General features: G+C 32.8%; 17 protein-coding genes. All 17 read left to right on the top strand.

Going from position 1 to position 17,104, the window contains the following annotated elements:
* Nucleotides 1-20 precede the first annotated feature (20 nt).
* The 17 genes from QY322_01530 (at nucleotide 21) to QY322_01450 (ending at nucleotide 17,098) form a co-directional block, all read left to right on the top strand.
* Nucleotides 21-938, top strand: a complete 918-nt coding sequence (locus QY322_01530) for a DUF6056 family protein (GenBank protein ID WKZ25971.1) — start codon at nucleotides 21-23, stop codon at nucleotides 936-938.
* Nucleotides 938-2,215 carry an oligosaccharide flippase family protein gene (locus tag QY322_01525; protein WKZ25970.1) on the top strand — a complete coding sequence of 426 codons (1,278 nt, stop codon included), beginning with the start codon at nucleotides 938-940 and terminating at the stop codon, nucleotides 2,213-2,215. Before QY322_01530 ends, QY322_01525 begins: the two co-directional genes overlap by 1 nt.
* Nucleotides 2,216-2,240: 25 nt before the next feature.
* Entirely contained in the window at nucleotides 2,241-3,092 is an 852-nt protein-coding gene (locus QY322_01520) for a glycosyltransferase (protein WKZ25969.1), read from the top strand.
* Nucleotides 3,073-4,245, top strand: a complete 1,173-nt coding sequence (locus QY322_01515; GenBank protein WKZ25968.1) for a hypothetical protein — start codon at nucleotides 3,073-3,075, stop codon at nucleotides 4,243-4,245. Before QY322_01520 ends, QY322_01515 begins: the two co-directional genes overlap by 20 nt.
* Entirely contained in the window at nucleotides 4,242-4,679 is a 438-nt protein-coding gene (locus QY322_01510) for a hypothetical protein (GenBank protein ID WKZ25967.1), read from the top strand. The genes QY322_01515 and QY322_01510 overlap by 4 nt, the downstream gene beginning before the upstream one ends.
* Before the next feature lie 118 nt (nucleotides 4,680-4,797).
* Complete coding sequence (locus QY322_01505) at nucleotides 4,798-6,036, top strand: glycosyltransferase family 39 protein (GenBank protein ID WKZ25966.1); 1,239 nt, start codon at nucleotides 4,798-4,800, stop codon at nucleotides 6,034-6,036.
* Nucleotides 6,037-6,062: 26 nt separating this feature from the next.
* Nucleotides 6,063-6,983, top strand: a complete 921-nt coding sequence (locus QY322_01500) for a glycosyltransferase family 4 protein (GenBank protein ID WKZ25965.1) — start codon at nucleotides 6,063-6,065, stop codon at nucleotides 6,981-6,983.
* Nucleotides 6,958-8,202 (top strand): hypothetical protein, encoded by a 1,245-nt coding sequence (locus QY322_01495; GenBank protein WKZ25964.1) that lies wholly within the window; start codon nucleotides 6,958-6,960, stop codon nucleotides 8,200-8,202. Before QY322_01500 ends, QY322_01495 begins: the two co-directional genes overlap by 26 nt.
* Complete coding sequence (locus tag QY322_01490; protein WKZ25963.1) at nucleotides 8,199-9,038, top strand: glycosyltransferase family 2 protein; 840 nt, start codon at nucleotides 8,199-8,201, stop codon at nucleotides 9,036-9,038. The genes QY322_01495 and QY322_01490 overlap by 4 nt, the downstream gene beginning before the upstream one ends.
* Nucleotides 9,035-10,342, top strand: coding sequence for a glycosyltransferase family 39 protein (locus tag QY322_01485; GenBank protein WKZ25962.1), 1,308 nt, complete (start codon nucleotides 9,035-9,037; stop codon nucleotides 10,340-10,342). The genes QY322_01490 and QY322_01485 overlap by 4 nt, the downstream gene beginning before the upstream one ends.
* A gap of 4 nt (nucleotides 10,343-10,346) precedes the next feature.
* The gene (locus tag QY322_01480) at nucleotides 10,347-11,429 is read left to right on the top strand and encodes a glycosyltransferase family 1 protein (protein ID WKZ25961.1); all 1,083 of its coding nucleotides are present in this window, start codon (nucleotides 10,347-10,349) and stop codon (nucleotides 11,427-11,429) included.
* Nucleotides 11,430-11,534: 105 nt separating this feature from the next.
* Nucleotides 11,535-11,927: an AAA family ATPase gene (locus QY322_01475; GenBank protein ID WKZ25960.1), complete on the top strand. Its 393-nt coding sequence runs from the start codon at nucleotides 11,535-11,537 to the stop codon at nucleotides 11,925-11,927.
* Nucleotides 11,928-12,088: 161 nt separating this feature from the next.
* Entirely contained in the window at nucleotides 12,089-13,225 is a 1,137-nt protein-coding gene (locus tag QY322_01470) for a glycosyltransferase family 1 protein (GenBank protein ID WKZ25959.1), read from the top strand.
* Between the two features lie 7 nt (nucleotides 13,226-13,232).
* Nucleotides 13,233-13,835 (top strand): acyltransferase, encoded by a 603-nt coding sequence (locus tag QY322_01465; protein ID WKZ25958.1) that lies wholly within the window; start codon nucleotides 13,233-13,235, stop codon nucleotides 13,833-13,835.
* The gene (locus QY322_01460) at nucleotides 13,835-14,371 is read left to right on the top strand and encodes a hypothetical protein (protein WKZ25957.1); all 537 of its coding nucleotides are present in this window, start codon (nucleotides 13,835-13,837) and stop codon (nucleotides 14,369-14,371) included. Before QY322_01465 ends, QY322_01460 begins: the two co-directional genes overlap by 1 nt.
* Nucleotides 14,352-15,665: an O-antigen ligase family protein gene (locus QY322_01455; GenBank protein ID WKZ25956.1), complete on the top strand. Its 1,314-nt coding sequence runs from the start codon at nucleotides 14,352-14,354 to the stop codon at nucleotides 15,663-15,665. Before QY322_01460 ends, QY322_01455 begins: the two co-directional genes overlap by 20 nt.
* Before the next feature lie 17 nt (nucleotides 15,666-15,682).
* Nucleotides 15,683-17,098 (top strand): glycosyltransferase family 39 protein, encoded by a 1,416-nt coding sequence (locus QY322_01450; protein WKZ25955.1) that lies wholly within the window; start codon nucleotides 15,683-15,685, stop codon nucleotides 17,096-17,098.
* Nucleotides 17,099-17,104 lie beyond the last annotated feature (6 nt).

Raw genomic sequence — 17,104 nt, 5'->3', positions numbered from 1 at the left:
TTATCCAGTCTTTTTATTGGATGACTGGTTCATTAAATTACTTTGCACCATTTATCTTTTTAAATTTCTATCTTGCCTTATTGTTTAAAAAAGGAAAAAAATATACAAATTTGGTTGGTTTTGTTTTAATTTTCATAGCTGTTGGATTTTCTGAAAGTTTTGGAGTGGCTTTATTATTATTTTTGATTTATTTATTTTTTATTCTAGGTAAATTCAAGAATCGTAGACTGTTGGCTGTTGGTGTTTTGTCAACTGTTTTGTCTCTTGGTCTTATGTACCTAGCCCCTGGAAACGCTGTTAGAAGTGCAACTGTAAGTCATCCTGACAGTTTAATGGACTTAGTTTATAAAACATTTTTATACTCTAAATGGTATCTAGTTCATCTTTTGTATATCAAAGAATTTATAATGTCTGTCTTGGTAATTATTTTTGGATCCTTCGTTGTTTTGGACAAAAGTAAAAAATATTTTAGTAACCCTAAGTTTGTACTATTTAGTTCTGTTGGTTTTATAGTAGGTATAATTTTTATAGTTGTTGGCCTTGTCTATCAATCAATGAATTGGGAACCACCAATGAGGGTTATGACAATTGTTAACTATATGATTATTTATACATTAATCCCTTTTTCTGTTTCTCTGTTTCAGATATTTTCTAGATATATACCTACTTTTCTATCTAAATTAGTTTTATTCGTTGTTGTTTTGTTACTAATTTTTCAAGTTAACAACTTGTGGGGAAGTGTGCATAACGAAATTAAAAACTATGCTGTTTCGTGGGATGTAATTGAAAAAAAGTTAATAGATGCACCAAAAGGATCAGTTGTTAATGTCGGAGAATTAAAACCTGTGGGCAAGCTTGATGGTTTTGCAGAAAATAAAGGTTGGGTGTCTTCCTGTATTGCTGGATACTACAACTTGGATAGTTTAGAATATAAGTAATGCGACAATATCTAGACAGGGGTAGACAGGCACTTTTTTCTGCAACAGCCAAAGATACTTATATATTATTCACTGGTAACATAATCTCTGCTTTCTTGGGTTTTGTTTTTATATTTCTAGTAGCTAGAGTTTTAAATAGGGAGGATTTTGGTGTTTTTTCTGCGGCTTTAAATTTAGTTGTTATCTTAACGTCTCTTTCTGACCTTGGAATAACTTCAGGTTTAGTTAATTTTATTGCCAAGGCTGACTCGGAAAATGATGAAGAAACCTCATTAAAATATCAAAAAGCGGGAATTGTGATTAAGATCTCTGTTGTCTTGGTATTATCCTTAATTGTCATTTTGTTTGCACCATTTATATCTAGTAAACTTCTTGCAAGCTCAGATTCTGTAATTTCTATTTGGGTTGCAGTAATTGCTGTAGCTCTTTCAGTTCCTATGTATTTTCCTTTTATATTGCAGGCTAAGAAGAAATTCATGCAGTCTATGGTAGTTGATAACGTCTATTATTTGTTTAGATTAATAGGTCTTTTATTTTTTATATTCTTTGGTACGTTAGGTTTGTATAATTCATTTTCAACCGCACTTTGGGGTTTTGTAGTTTCTTTAGTCTTTAGCTTCTTTTTTCTTGGTTTTAAATTTTTAAAAGCTAAACCTACAAAAGAAATATATTTAAATTTAATTAAGTTTTCAGGTTGGATTGGAGTTAATAGGATAATATCCTCAATTTCTGGAAGACTCGACATTCAGATGCTTGCTGTATTAACGACTGCATCAACCACTGCACTTTATTCAATACCATCTAGACTTTCATCTCTTTTAATAATATTGACCTCTAGTTTTTCAGCTGTATTATCACCTCGATTTGCATCAATGGGGGATAAAGATAAGGAAAGAATCTACTTAGTTAAAGCTTTTTTTGGCACACTTCCAATAGTTGGGGCATCTCTTGTTTGGGTTTTAGTGGCTGAGCCTTTTATGCAAATAGTATTTCCCAACTATATGGATTCTGTTCCTGTATTTCGTGCATTAACCATCGCTATGATTCCATTTATTTTAACTGCGCCATCAGTTTCTGCAATTATATATGCAATGAAAAAAAATGTATATATTGGAGCATTTAGTTTTTTTCAAATTACTGCCATTTTTTTACTTAACTATTACTTCATTCCAAAGTATGGAGCATTAGGCCCCACTTTTACATTTGGGATAATTAACACCACACTTGCAATCTACACTTGGGTAATCGTTATACATTATTACTGGTTTAAAAAATAAATTAAAACTCTTTAATCAAAAAAATATGAAAATTTCAGCCCATACACTTTTTAAAAATGAAGAAAGGTGGCTTTGGTTTAGTGTTACTTCTGTTGTCGACTACGTTGATAAACTTTTACTCTGGGACACTGGGTCAACTGATAGGTCGTGGGACGTCGCGATGACGATAAAGGAAAAATATGGGAAGAAAATTGATTTAAGACGGTATGGTGAGGTAACACCGGAAACATTTCCAGAAGTACGTCAAGCTATGCTTGATGCAACTGACTCTGATTGGTTCATTGTTGTAGATGGCGACGAAATATGGTGGCAGGAATCTATAACAAAAGTTATTAAAACAATACAAAAAGCTGGTCCCAAAACTGAATCCATAGTCGTTCCGACTATGAATATGGTTGGAGATATATATCACAGACAACCTAAAAACGCTGGTAAGTATAAGTTTGGAAAATACAAAGGACATTATAATTTAAGAGCAATTAAGAGAAGTATCTCAGGGCTTCATTCAGTTGGAGAGCATGGCGTATGGGGTTGGGCGGATGGAGATGGTAACCAGATACAGGATAGGATTTCTAGTCAAAATAGGAACACATTTAAGTTTGTTGACGCACCATATATGCATACAACTTTTTTACCAAGAGGGGAGAGTAGGGAAGATGACAAAAAGGTACCAAAAAGATTTAAAAAACTAAAATATGAAATAGGACAAAAACTTCCAAATGATTTTTATTTTCCAGAAGTTTTTTTCAAAGATAAACCAAGTTTTGTACCAAGTCCGTGGAAGCCAATGGCTACTGCTTACAAACTAAGAGCAATTGTTGAAACACCTATTAAAAAATTTAAACGGAGGTTTAAAAATGAAAAAGTGGGGTATTAAGTTTTACATCACTGTTTTAGTTTTTTTTAGTTTTTTACACTTAGTTTTTGCTCTTCGTACAAATACGTTTTTTTCTGTTGATGATTTCTTTGTAATACAATATTTTAGAGATAGGAGCGTCTGGGGAATAATACCAGAATTTATACTTAAGGGGGACATCAATGAGTTTAGGAGACTGGTTGGATTCTTGGTCTTTGGTGGACTACTTAAAACGTTTGGAGTGAACAACCTTCCCTTTGATATATTTTTATTTCTAACAAATACTGCAAATTTAGTACTTTTATTTTTTGTAGTTAAAAAACTAACTAAAAATAACTTTGCAGCCTTTTTTGTAAGTATTATATTTAATAAAAACTACCTATTTTATTATTCAAATTTACATGAACATTTGTTAGCCACTTTTTGTATACTGACAATATTCTTCTTTTTATACTACCCTAAAAAGTTCTACTTAAGTGTTATTTCGTTTATCTTGGCAGTTTTCACCAAGGAAACTGCCGTAACTGTTCCCTTGGTTTTATACTCCATATCATTTTTTTACAAACTGGACCGTAAAAAAATAATGTACCTACTAATAATTTCAATTGCATTTGGTCTTTATGCTTCCTACTATTTCGTAGTTAAAAAGATTGTTGGGCAAAATGAAATATATATGCCTTCATTTTATGTGTTAGATATTTTTAAAGGGTATTTATACTATTTGGATTATAAAATAATTTTGCTAGGGGTAGGACTGGCACTATACTATAAAAAGTATAAATATCTTCCTCTCTTGGCTGTTGTCTTTATCACACTAACTCCAGCATCTTTACTTGTGCATAGAAGAGAAATGTATTATTTATATATGCCATTTTTATACTTAATGATTTATTTTAGTTTGTTTTTGCCTAAATTAAACATTAAGAGCTCGATACTCTATATATTAGTATTTTTCATTTTTGGAGGAAGAGCAATTCTACCTCAAATTGCTTGGCAGGAATTCCCTAATTGGCAAAAGGAATCAATAAATAAAGTATTGGATAAGGTGGAAAGTGGTAGTGACGACTTTTCTGACATAAAATTAGAAAGAGATGCTAGACTAATGATTGACTCAAATACAACAGATTTATTTGTAAAGGAAAGAAGTAGAATAAAAGAAAAAAATATGAGATGAGATACTATATTGATCAATCTGGAAAAATTGAGAATACAAAAAGTTTGACCGTGGTTGCTTATGCGGGGGATAAAACTAAGTCATTAAAAATAAGCGCTGTTGAAAAAAGAAAATTATTAAAAATATTAAAAATTACTACAGAAAGAAAAAAACTGATTACTTACGAGCTTTTTGCAACACTCGTTTTTATTATAATTAAAGATGAAAAAATTAATGAAGTTACAATTGACGTGGAGTACAAAGGACATGAGGGATCAGTTAAGAACTTTATTAAAAATAATTTCATAAAGTTAAATAGAAAAATACCTGACGTCAGTTTTGAACTAATCACTAAAAATAGTCCTGCACACAAGGTGGCAATTGATAGATTCAGGGGTGTCAGGAAAGCGGATATTATAGTTGATGCAAGAGAAGTTTTGAAATATCTTTTTTAGCCAAAAAAAAAGGTTGGAGAATCATCCTAAGATGAGTAAAACTTAGTTAAGACCGTCAATTACGAGCGGTGGTCGCTAAGTCATCCAACCTAATGTAATATTAACAGAATCGAATAAAATGTCAAATTTTGGAATACAATTCACGGCTTGGCCAGAAATGCTTGCTTGGCCTTACCTGATGCTTCAGGGGTGGCTTCCATACCGTGACATTGGCATTGCCCATAATCCCCTTCTTTTATTAGATATTGCAATCTACTATAAAATCTTTGGTGTAGGTATAATGCAGTTGAAAATTTATACTTGGATTTTAATTGCAATTAATATTTATCTTGTTTACTTCGTCACGAAGCAATTTTGGAGCAGAAAAACAGCTTACTTTTCAACTTTTTTGTATTTGTTACTCGCTATAGTATATGAGGGAAATGGTCTTTGGTTTGACTTAGCTCTAACTCCATTTGCAATCCTTCTTTTTTACTTTTTAAAATCAAAAAACTATCTTTGGACAGGTATTATTTTTGCTCTTGGATTTTTAACAAAACAAACCTTTGTCTATTTTGCAGTTCCAATTGTGTTATTTTTACTTCAATCTGGACAGTATAGAAAAAACATATTGAATTTAGTAGTTGGATCGGGGGTAGTTATTACATTTTTTTTAATACTCTTGGGTTTATTGGGAATTCTTGATGACTACTACAGCTGGGCTATTCAATTTGGAATTTTCTATCTACCTCAAGCTGGTGGGCAAGTTTCATTACCTAACTTGAAACAATTCATATTCGGTCTTTCTCCATTTATGTTGTCAATGCTGAGCAAAGAGTATTTAATACTCACGTTTGCCTTTGTTGGACTTTTAGGAGTTTATCCTCGTTGGGAACTGTTTCACTTTCAGCCAGCACTACCATTTTTAGCAATTGCTTTGTCAGTAGTAATTTTAGATAACAAAAGAAAATTGGTTAGGCTTGCAGCTTTTATTTTAACAGTTTGTTTTTTATCAATTGGTATTTATAGACAATTTGGTACCACTACCCGCTTCTATGAAGAAGATGTGAAGGTGGTTGTTGCACTAATAACTACTCACCAACCACAAGTTAATAGTTTATACATCATTAACTACTGGGATAGTTTATATGCACTAACTAATACTCAACCACCAAAACCATTAATTCCATATATACCTTGGTACTTAAATTATGACAATAATCTAGTAAAAATAACTAATAATTTAAAAACTGAAATGCCAGAGGCTATAATTATTGGTGAAAGACAAGATAGCTACACAGAGCTTTATGACTTTGTGGACAAGTTTTACGGTTGTGACATAGTTGTTAAAAAAGTGGAGGTATGTTTCAGAAACTAAGTACTTGAGATAGACAAACTACACATATGCGAATACTAATAATTAATAAATACCAAAACAAAGTAAATAGAGGAGCTGAAACATATGTTTTAGAGCTTTCTAAAAGGCTTATGAAAAATAACAGTGTTGAGGTAGATACAAATAATTACTTTTATAAAATATTAAAAAATAAGTATGATGTTGTCATTCCAACCAACGGTCGAGCTCAGGTTTTTATTGTTAGACTTTTAACTTGGCTAACTAATGCAAAGATGGTAGTCTCTGGTCAGTCAGGAATAGGGCTTGATGACAGGCTAAATTTATACGCATTTCCTGATTATTTTGTACCGTTAACTAACTATGCTTTGTCTTGGTCAGATAAAATAAACCCCTTTGTCAAAAAGAAAGTAATCCCAAACGGTGTTGACTTGGATAAATTTTTTGTCAAAAGTGTAACTCCTAAAAAAGAACGTACAATACTTGCTGTTGGAGCATTTACAAGAGAAAAAAGACATAATTTAACTATTCAGGCAGTTTCTAGACTTAATAACACAAAACTCATAATTGCTGGGGGTGGTGGTGATAAAAAAAATGAAATACAGGCACTAGGAACTAGGTTATTAGGAGACAATTTCGAAACAGTTCAAACCACGAACGACAAAATACCTGATATTTATAGAAAGGCTGATCTTTTTGTTTTCCCTACTGTTTCATGGGAATCTTTTGGTGTAGTTTTAGTTGAAGCAATGGCGTCAGGACTTGCAGTCGTAGCCACAGATGATCCAATTAGACGTGAGATAGTTGGGGATGCAGGATTATTTGTCGACCCAACCAACACTGATGAATATGCAAAAGAGATTGAAAAAGCACTAGACATTAATTGGGATGGAAAACCTCGCAAACAAGCAGAAAAATTCAGTTGGGATATAATTACAAAGAAGTATGAAGAATTATTTAATAGTTTTTAGTATTTTAATATTAGCCCTAGTGGTTAGACTGTATAACTTTTCAGACAGGATGACCTTTGGTTCTGAACAAGCAAGAAGTTTATATGTTTCCGCAAATTATATAAGTGAAAAACCATCACTATTAGGACAGGAATACTTTAGAGTTAACTCTTTGGGTCATAAATTGTATACAAGTGCAGTCTTTAATTATTCTCTAGTTCCACTTCTTTTAATTTTTGATTATGATCCTTTACCAATTAGTTATTATTTTGCTTTATTAAATATTGCAACGGGGATTATTATGTACTTTGTCGTAAAAAAGATGTTTAGCCACCGTCTTGGCTTGATTTGTATGACTTTATTTTTATTTAACTCATATATGATTTATCACTCAATGTTTATCTGGGTTTTAAACTATTTACCTTTAATTGGAATTTTAAGTATTTATTTGTTATGGAAAATTAAAAATAAGAAAAGTAATTTATTAGACTTATTTATTCTTGGGGTGTTGTCTGGTTTGGGTTTCGGATTGCAGTATCTTTATGTGATAGCAATACTGATTATCTTATATGTTGTTTTCAAATATTCAAAAAACAAGGCAAAAGACTTGTTAGTTTTTATAGTGGGTGGGGTAATTGGTGATTTTACTCAAGTTGTTTTTGATTTGAAACATAATCTTTATCACCTAAGAACACTTCTGCAGTATGCCCTTGATACTTTCAATGGTGTTTCTGATGCTGGTTTTACTTATTATCATTTTTTGCACTTTTGGCCAGTAGTAATCTTAGTTGCTGGATTTTTACTTTGGAAAGTTTATTTAAAAAATAAATTTATATTTTATGTTTTATTTTTTGGCTATTTATATCTAAACTTAAGTTCTAATCTAATTAATTTTAACAAGCCAGTTGGTATGGTAGATGGGTTAACAAACAAAAGCATAGTTGAAGCTTCAAGAATAATCAGTCAAACAGATGAAACTAATTTTAATGTTGTTACACTCTACGACTTTGATACACGTGGTTATGTTTTGCGTTACTATACAGAATTTGTCTATGACAAAAAACCAATGGGAGAAATAGATTATCCATCTAGCAATATAGTTTTTGCTCTTGCAAAGGATGATTATGATTTTGAAAACAATAACCCTTGGGAACTTAAAGTTGTCAAACCATACAATATAACCAACCTGGGCGAAGTTGGTCAGGGCTTTTCTCTTTTTAGATTAGAAAGAATATTATGATCTCGGTAATAATACCAACCTACAACGAGCAAGATGTAATAGTAAAATGTCTAGAGTCTTTAGTTAGGCAAACCGTCAAAGATTTTGAAGTAATTGTTGTTGATGATGGAAGTACTGACGAGACCCTAACAAAGATTCAAAGTATAACCTCAACCTTAAATTATCATCTAGAAATTGTAAACGGAAAACATAAAGGTGCGGGATCTGCAAGAAACTTGGGAGCAACTTGGGCTAGGGGCGACATTTTAGTTTTTGTCGACTCTGACATGACTTTTGATAAACATTTTTTGAAGATGTTAGTTAAACCAATTTTGGCAGGAAAAACTAAGGGTACTTTTTCAAAAGATGAATATGTAAGTAACTGGGATAAACCATTAGCTCGTGCATATAATCTAAACGAAGGGTGGGAAAATAAAAAAAGACATCCTAGAAAGTATCCTGATACCCAAAAAGTTTTTAGAGCAATATTACGAGCGGAGTTTAATAGAGTGGGAGGTTTTACTGCTGGTGGGTACAATGATGACTGGAGTTTGTCTGAAAAATTAGGTTACGAAGCAACAGTAGCACCAAAAGCTATATTTTTTCACAAAAACCCTGACACTTTAAACGAAATTTTTCACCATGCAGTTTGGGTTGGAAAAAGAAAGTATAAGTTTGGAATCCTTGGGTACTTTGTAGGTTTGGTAAGAAGTTCGTTACCAGTATCCCTAATAATTGGTTTGGTTAAGTCATTTCTAAATTCTAAACCTTCATTTTTAATTTTTAAAGTTGTGTATGATTTTGGCGTGTTTGTTGGCATTCTAAACTACATGTTTACAAAAAGAGGATCAAAATGATTTATCTAATTTTGTTTTTTAGTTTTGCTTTAAGGTTGATTTCAATAAACCAATCTCTTTGGCTTGATGAGGCAACTACTGCCTTGACTTCAAAGATATCACTTGAATATTTTTTTAACAATTTTATGTTCGGTGATTTTCACCCACCCCTCTATTATCTAGTAGTCAATTTTTGGTCACAATTTTTTGGAGCTTCTGAAATCGCTTTAAGAATACCATCTTTAATTTTTGGAGTGGCTACAGTGTATATCGTGTACCTAATTGCTAAAGAAAATATAGATACCAAAAGAACACTTATAAGGTGGCCTATTGTCCCAGCATTGTTTTTAGCCACATCTGGACTACATATTTATTATTCACAAGAAGCTAGGATGTATGCTATGGCTACATTCTTAGTTACTCTTACAATTCTATTTTTTATAAAAAGAAAATGGTTTTTGATGTCAATTTCGTTTGTTTTATTATTTTTGACAGATTATTTGTCTATGATTATTGTTCCAATTTTATTTTTGTACCAATTTATATACGACCGAAATAACTTTAAAAGGTTTTCTATTTCAATTGTTCCAGTCTGGACAGCCTTTTTGTTCTGGTGGCCAACTCTTCAAAATCAACTTTCCGCAGGACTTGCCCTAAAAGAAACCTCATCTGTTTGGTGGAATGCTTTGGGTCCAGTAACACTTAAAAACGTTGCTCTAATACCTACAAAGTTTTTGATAGGTAGAGTTAGTTTTGACAACAAAATAATCTATGGAGTAATTATGATAATAATCTCTGCAATTTTTATTTATGTTATTGGAAAAGCAAAAAACAAACTTATTTGGTACTGGTTTGCAGGAAGCTTGGCTGTTGGAATTATTTTATCTTTTTACATACCCACACTAACCTATTTTAGATATTTATTTATTTTACCTGCTTTTTACTTGTTGCTTGCTGAAACTAAAAGCAAGTTGTTTATTGGTTTTGTGTTGGCTATTAATATTCTTGCCTCATATTTTTACCTATCTAGTGAGAGGTTTCAAAGGGAAAACTGGAGAGATTTATCCAAGATAGTTAAAGAAGATAGAATTTTGCTTCCTAGCTATTCACAAAGAGAGGCCTTAATTTATTATGGTCTAGATAATCAGATAATCACAACTGATGAGTTAGAAGCCGATATGCATAGCTCTGTTTGGCTTTCAAGGTACGTGGTCAATATTTCTGACCCAACTGATTCTACTCGTAAAAAAGTTGAAAACTTGGGTTATAATTGGGTTGAGGAAGTAAACCTAAATGGTGTAGTCTTCTGGAAATATACAAAATAATAATATGCGTATTGCAATCGACATGTCCCCAATAATTTATGGTACTGGGGTATCAAAATATAGGCAGAACTTGGTCAAAAATCTACTGAAAATTGATACACAGAACGAGTATCTGTTATATGGCGGTTCTATGCGACGTTTAGCTGAACTTAGGTTAAAAATAGATGAAGTAGTCAGTGGAAGCACTGCGACATCAAAAACCTATCCCATACCCCCAAGGCTTGCCGATATCATCTGGAATAAATTACATATATTGCCGATTGAAAAACTGATAGGACAGGCTGATTTGATACACACATCAGATTGGGCAGAACCACCATCCAGTAATATAAAAATAACTACAATTCATGATCTAGTTCCCATTGTTTTACCCAAGTTCACACCAAAACTTGTTAGGGAAACCCACAGAGAACGTTTAAAGTGGGTCCAGAAGGAATCAAAAAAAATAATTGTTCCTAGTAACTCAACTAAAATCGACTTAATAAAATTGGGTTTTGACGAAAATAGAATTGCAGTAGTCTATGAAGCCCCAAACATTTCAAAAGCCTCAGATCAAGAGGTACTTGAGGTTAAAAAGAAATACTCAATCCGTGAGGATTACATTATTATGATAGGGACAAACTTAAGAAAAAACATAGTGACTGCCGTTAATGCGTTTCACTTGGCAAAATATGGAAAAAATTTAAAATTAATTATTATTGGAGAAAACAATGGCTTAAAACTTAAAGATGAAAGGGGAGTTAGATTTTTAGGGTTCGTTCCAGATAATGACCTAGCCCCACTTTTGACAGGTTCTAGTTTATTACTTTTCCCATCTTTGTATGAGGGATTGGGTGTACCAATATTAGAGGCTTATACCTGTGGTGTACCTGTAGTTACATCTGATGTTTCAAGTATGCCAGAGGTGTCTGCTGGTGCATCAATTTTAGTTGATCCATATGACGTTAACTCCATTGCAGATGGCATTAAAGAGGCTTTGAGTAAGCCAAAAACACTAATTGCAAAGGGGTTGGCAAGAGTCAAAGATTTTTCTTGGGCCAAAACCGCAGAAGAAACACTGAGGGTATATAAGGAGGTGTGTGAATAAGCCAAAACAATACTTACTTGTTGGATTTCCGTATTCAGGTAAGACTACTTTGGCTAAAGAATTAGAAAACTACGGTTTTGTCCACATCAACTTAGATCAACTAAAGTGGGATATGGGCTATTCAGATGTAGTGACGATGATGTTCCAGACGAAGTGTGGGGCAAAATTTTTAAAAAGGCTGATGAGTTATTACTTAAATATTTAAAACAGGGAAAAAATGTGGTTAATGAATATGCTTGGATAACAAAAGAGTGGCGAGATAAGGCTAGAAATGTTGCTAGAAAAGAAGGGTTTCAAACAATAATAATATACTTAAAGTTATCTGAAGCAGAAATTATTAAGCGCTGGAAAGAAAATGATAAGTCAAGAAAAAGATTCCATTGGCCATTAGAAGAATTTAGAAGAATTTTTTCAGAGTTTGAGGAGCCTAACTCAGATGAAAATGTCATTATTTACGATGGCATTATGTCTGTCGAAAGTTTGCTGAAGAAAATGTGATGATTTGGGTCACGATATCTTGAGATAATTGTTGCCATAAATGATACATATAAAAATGTATTCAGATACCTGATACCGTAAATTTACTAATCCTCCACTTCTCATTATGGCCCAAGGGAATTCTTTTTAAATCCACCTAAATAAGATAGAATGGTGTAAGTATGAATATAGGTATTGATGGGAATGAAGCGAATATCAAAAATAGGGTAGGAGTCAATGTTTATGCCTTTAAGCTTCTTCATGAGCTTAAAATAATTAACGAAAAAAGGAGTAAGCCTAACAATCTCATAGTTTACTTAAAAGAGAAGCCTTTATATGACCTTCCGAAGGAAACAAAAAACTTTAAGTATAAAATAATATCTGGTAGCGGACTTTGGATTATTACAAAACTGACTCCTTACCTTTTAAAAAACCCCGACCATGTCGATGTTTTATTTTCACCAAGCCACTATACCTGTCCCATCTTGACAATCCCGAGAGTATGCTCAATAATGGATCTAGGATATCTCGAAAATTCGGGACAATTTGAAAAAAAAGTGTTTTGGCAGTTAAAGTACTGGACTGCTATTTCTGTTTTCATCTCCAAAGGGGTACTAACTATATCAGAAGCTAGCAAAAAGGATATTGTACGACATTATCCCCAAGCCTTGAAAAAAATTACTGTTACCCATCTTTCTCACGACTTAAACAAGAATGACTTTAAAGTTTCACCAAAAGATGTGCGACGGATAAGAAATCGGTACTCTATAGTTGATGACTATATACTCTACCTAGGAACACTTAAACCTAGTAAGAATATAGAGGGAATAATTAAAGCATACTTTCAAGTTATTAGTAATAACTCCAATTTAAATACTAAGTTAGTTATAGCTGGTAAAAAGGGTTGGCTATATGAAGGACTTTTTAAACTTGTGGACGAACTTAACATTAAAGATAGGGTAATATTTACAGACTTCATACCCGAGGAAGACAAGATGGCTTTAAGGAAGGGCGCTAAGGTATTTGTACTTGCCTCTTTTTGGGAGGGTTTTGGTATAGATGCCTTGTCCAGTATGGCAATAGGTGTTCCTGTCATTGCTTCAAATGTTGGAAGCCTGCCAGAAGTTTTGGGTGATGCAGCTTTGATAGTTGACCCAAATAATATAGATAGTATTGCAGAATCTATGGAAAAAGTTTTGAATATGGACAAAAACGAGTATAATTATCTGATAAAGAAAGGCTTAACGCAGGCTAATAAGTTTTCTTGGGAGAAATGTGCAAAAGAAACCTTAGATGTTTTAGAAAAAGTTACAAATTAAAATAAATATGACATTTTTTAAAGATAAACACGGAAATAGACTATCAACGAGTGAGGCTTTGAATAAAATACTTCATAGATTTGCAAACTACTACTATGACTTCGTACTTATGCTTCTAAGGTGGGTAGGGCATATTCCATCTCATATGATTAGAAACACTAAATATAGATTCTTTGGTATGAAAATTGGCAGCGGGTCAACTATACATATGTGGGCAAACTTTTTTAACCTAAAGAATATTGAAATTGGTAAGGACACAATTATTGGAGATCACGCATTCTTGGATGGAAGGGACAAGTTAAAAATAGGAAATCACACTGACATTGCTTCAAGTGTGATGATATATAACTCTGAGCACGATCTCTCCAAAGATGATTTTTCAGCAATAGTTGCTCCTGTTGAAATTGGAGACTATTGCTTCATCGGTCCAAGAGTAATAATTATGCCTGGCGTTAAAATTGGTAAAGGAGCAGTTGTTGCGGGTGGTGCAGTTGTCACCAAAGATGTTCCTGAGTTTACAATAGTTGGTGGTGTTCCAGCAAAACCAATAGGTGAGAGAAAAAACAAAAATCCAAACTATATACTTGGGAGGGCAAGACTGTTCCAATAATGAAATTATTTCATATAACGAAACTGCTACTTAAAGTGTTTTTTGTAGCATTTTTTTTGTTATTAACTGTTTATGTTTATCCCAAGAGTCCTGACTTTCCTAACCCTCCTTCCGATTTTGTTCAATCATTTGAACCAGCAGACGTTGAAACACCATTAAGGCGTGGATATTACACAAACCTCACAAGGGCTGAAGTAATTGCTCATTATGAAAAAGAATTTAACCAAGGGTTTAATATTTATACACCACGACTGAATTATCCTCCAGAAGATGCACCTGCTTTAATCCGTGACCAAACAAAAAGTACATTCTTAGAAGAGATTGTTCATCCGTTGAGGGAAAGTATATATATTAATGGTTTTGAGCCAAAAGAAGAACAATATGCACAAATAAGTGACGATGTGAGATATAGACAAAAAATAATTATTCGATATATGCCAAGTTCAGAATGGGTTAGAATAATTGTAGTTGCCCTAGCCACAGTTTTTGGTTATTTATTATTTGCAGAATATATCAATGTCAAAAACAAAAATTAATTTTTTAGCATTAACTAACTATTTAGCTACAAAGTGGCAAGTTATTCTTATTACAGCAGTTTTAATAGTTGTACCCTTATTTCCCAAATTCCCAGCATTTAGGATCCCTGGTACTTATGTAGCTGTACGTTTGGAAGATTTTTTACTTCTTGCCGTATTTTTAATTTTTTCAATTCCCATAATTTCCAATATTAAAAGAGTAATTAAGAACAATGTATCTCGCTCAATTCTTTTGTTTTTGGTGATTGGATTTGTATCTTTATTATCAGGTGTTTATTTGACCCAAACAGTGGACTTAAAAATTGGCCTGCTTCACTGGCTAAGAAGAATTGAATATATGTCTTTGTTTTTTATAGGATTTATTTATATTTCTAAGTTCAAGGACCAAGGTTTTTTTAACTATCTAATAAAAATCCTACTTCTAGTTAATTTGTTTATATTCTTGTACGGATTGGGACAAAGGTATGTTAATCTACCAGTTATTCTTACTCAAAATGAAGAATATTCAAAGGGTATAGCTCTCCGTTGGGTTCCTGGTGCACACATAAACTCTACCTTTGCGGGGCATTATGACCTAGCCTCATACCTTGTTTTAACTTTACCTATTTTCATTTCTGCCTTCTTTGTATTAAAAGACAAGATGTCAAAGATTATTCTAGGTATATCTATATTTTTTGGTTATTGGCTGTTGTCTGTGGCAGTTTCTAGGATTTCCATAGTTGCCTTCATTTTAGCCTCAACTATCTCACTCTTTTTATTAAAAAAGTATAAAGAAATAGTTATGGTTGTAGCTTTATCCTTAGTTGTTTTTGGTACTGCACCAGATTTGCAAGTTAGATACAAAAGAATATATGACGTAATAATACAAAAGGTTAGTAGTGTTGTGGTTGTCTACGCTGGGGAAGATGGTAATGTAAATGAGGACAGGTCAACATCAATTCGCTTAAATGTTGAGTGGCCAAGAGCAATACGAGCATTCTACAAAAATCCACTTTTAGGTACTGGATACTCCTCCATCACACTTGCAACCGACAATGATTATTTAAGGGCACTAGGCGAAGCTGGTCTTTTTGGTTTGATGTCCTTTATTCTAATTTTTATTTATATGTATAAGAAAATCAAAACTTACGTGTTTAGCGATAACTTTAAGTCTATTTTTATTGCAGGATTTGTCGGTTCAACTATTGGAATAATGATGACTGCTGTGTTTATTGACATCTTTGAGGCGTCTAAATTTGCAATTATTTATTGGACTTTTGCAGGCCTTGTTATTGGGGGAATTAAAAAACAATGAACACTATACTAAACCAAGTGAAAACACTCGTGAAAAATGAGTACATAATACTTTCGTTTTTAATAATCCTTGGTTTTTTCGTTAGACTTTACAAAATTGATAACCCAGTCGCTGATTGGCATAGTTGGAGACAAGCCGACACCTCTGCAGTATCTAGAAACTACGTTAATGATGGCATAGACCTTTTGTATCCAAAATATGATGATGTTAGTAGCATCCAAAGCGGGATTGATAACCCAACGGGTATAAGAATGGTTGAATTCCCAATTTATAATGCACTTCATGCCTCACTAACTAAAGCATTTCCTTTATTCTCTCTTGAGATTTGGGGAAGACTTTTAACCTCATTAATAAGTTTAGTTACTGCATTCTTTTTGTTTTTACTTGCTAAAAAACATTATTCTTCAAAGATAGGTTTGTTGAGCGCATTTTTCTTTTTGTTTTTGCCATTTAATGTATATTTTTCAAGAGTAATTTTACCTGACCCACTAGGTGTATTATTTGCAGTATCTGGGCTTTATTATTTTGGTCTAAACAATATAGTATCTGCAATTTTATTTGCTTTGGCGTTTTTACAAAAGCCATATCTTGGGGTTTATTTATTGCCTTTGGTACCAGAATTTTTGAAGAAAGAAAAAATTAAACAGCATTTGGTATTTGGACTAATTGCTTTTGCACCATTTTTAGTATGGCGCTTTTGGACCAGTTTACACCCTGAAGGAATACCATTTTATAAGTGGGCATTTAATGGTGACAAAATCAGATTTCACCCTGCTTGGTTTAGGTGGTTATTTGGTGAAAGAATAGGTATCTTAATTTTAGGGACTTGGGGACTTATTCCATATGCTTTTGGGTTAATAAAGAAATATAAGCACAGCTTGACTTCGTTAAAGTCAAGCTTGCCACTTCGTGGTAAAAGTAACTTTAGTCTTAATTTAAATTTGGCCATGCTTGTTTATTTAATAGTAGTAGCAACCGCCAATGTTAGACATGATTATTACCAAATAATGATAATTCCTGCAATTTCACTTTCCCTTGCCTTAGGTACAGTCTATCTTTGGAAAAGGGCAAGGGTTCTATTAATTGTTTCCCTTGTTACGATGTTTTTAGTGAGTTGGGATAGAATAAAACCTTTTTATCAAGTAAATCATCCTGAACTTATGGAAATTGGTAAAGTGGTAGATGAAACAATACCCAAGACTGCTAAAATTGTAATTCCATATAATGGTGACACGGCTTTTCTTTATCAAACAAAAAGAAAAGGCTGGCCTGCTGTAGATAGCTCTATAGACAATATAATAAAAAGAGGTGCTGATTATTATGTTTCTATTAACTTAGGTAGCCCTGATACTATAAATTTCTCTAAAAGATTTGAAACAGTTATAAAAACAGATAAGTTTATAATTTTAAATTTACATATGGAAATTAAATAAAGATGA

This window comes from bacterium (assembly GCA_030583725.1).
Taxonomy (GTDB): domain Bacteria; phylum Patescibacteriota; class Microgenomatia; order UBA8517; family UBA8517; genus JAUYMM01.
This window is presented reverse-complemented; position numbering and strand designations above follow the sequence as displayed.

Bases quoted from the DNA above. Each gene is read 5' to 3' on its own strand.
- QY322_01495 (WKZ25964.1), top strand. From the start codon at position 6,958: ATGAAGAATTATTTAATAGTTTTTAGTATTTTAATATTAGCCCTAGTG.
- QY322_01515 (WKZ25968.1), top strand. From the start codon at position 3,073: ATGAAAAAGTGGGGTATTAAGTTTTACATCACTGTTTTAGTTTTTTTT.
- QY322_01500 (WKZ25965.1), top strand. From the start codon at position 6,063: ATGCGAATACTAATAATTAATAAATACCAAAACAAAGTAAATAGAGGA.
- QY322_01480 (WKZ25961.1), top strand. From the start codon at position 10,347: ATGCGTATTGCAATCGACATGTCCCCAATAATTTATGGTACTGGGGTA.
- QY322_01485 (WKZ25962.1), top strand. From the start codon at position 9,035: ATGATTTATCTAATTTTGTTTTTTAGTTTTGCTTTAAGGTTGATTTCA.
- QY322_01465 (WKZ25958.1), top strand. From the start codon at position 13,233: ATGACATTTTTTAAAGATAAACACGGAAATAGACTATCAACGAGTGAG.
- QY322_01525 (WKZ25970.1), top strand. From the start codon at position 938: ATGCGACAATATCTAGACAGGGGTAGACAGGCACTTTTTTCTGCAACA.
- QY322_01460 (WKZ25957.1), top strand. From the start codon at position 13,835: ATGAAATTATTTCATATAACGAAACTGCTACTTAAAGTGTTTTTTGTA.
- QY322_01520 (WKZ25969.1), top strand. From the start codon at position 2,241: ATGAAAATTTCAGCCCATACACTTTTTAAAAATGAAGAAAGGTGGCTT.
- QY322_01530 (WKZ25971.1), top strand. From the start codon at position 21: ATGACTGGTTCATTAAATTACTTTGCACCATTTATCTTTTTAAATTTC.
- QY322_01490 (WKZ25963.1), top strand. From the start codon at position 8,199: ATGATCTCGGTAATAATACCAACCTACAACGAGCAAGATGTAATAGTA.
- QY322_01505 (WKZ25966.1), top strand. From the start codon at position 4,798: ATGTCAAATTTTGGAATACAATTCACGGCTTGGCCAGAAATGCTTGCT.
- QY322_01470 (WKZ25959.1), top strand. From the start codon at position 12,089: ATGAATATAGGTATTGATGGGAATGAAGCGAATATCAAAAATAGGGTA.
- QY322_01455 (WKZ25956.1), top strand. From the start codon at position 14,352: ATGTCAAAAACAAAAATTAATTTTTTAGCATTAACTAACTATTTAGCT.
- QY322_01510 (WKZ25967.1), top strand. From the start codon at position 4,242: ATGAGATACTATATTGATCAATCTGGAAAAATTGAGAATACAAAAAGT.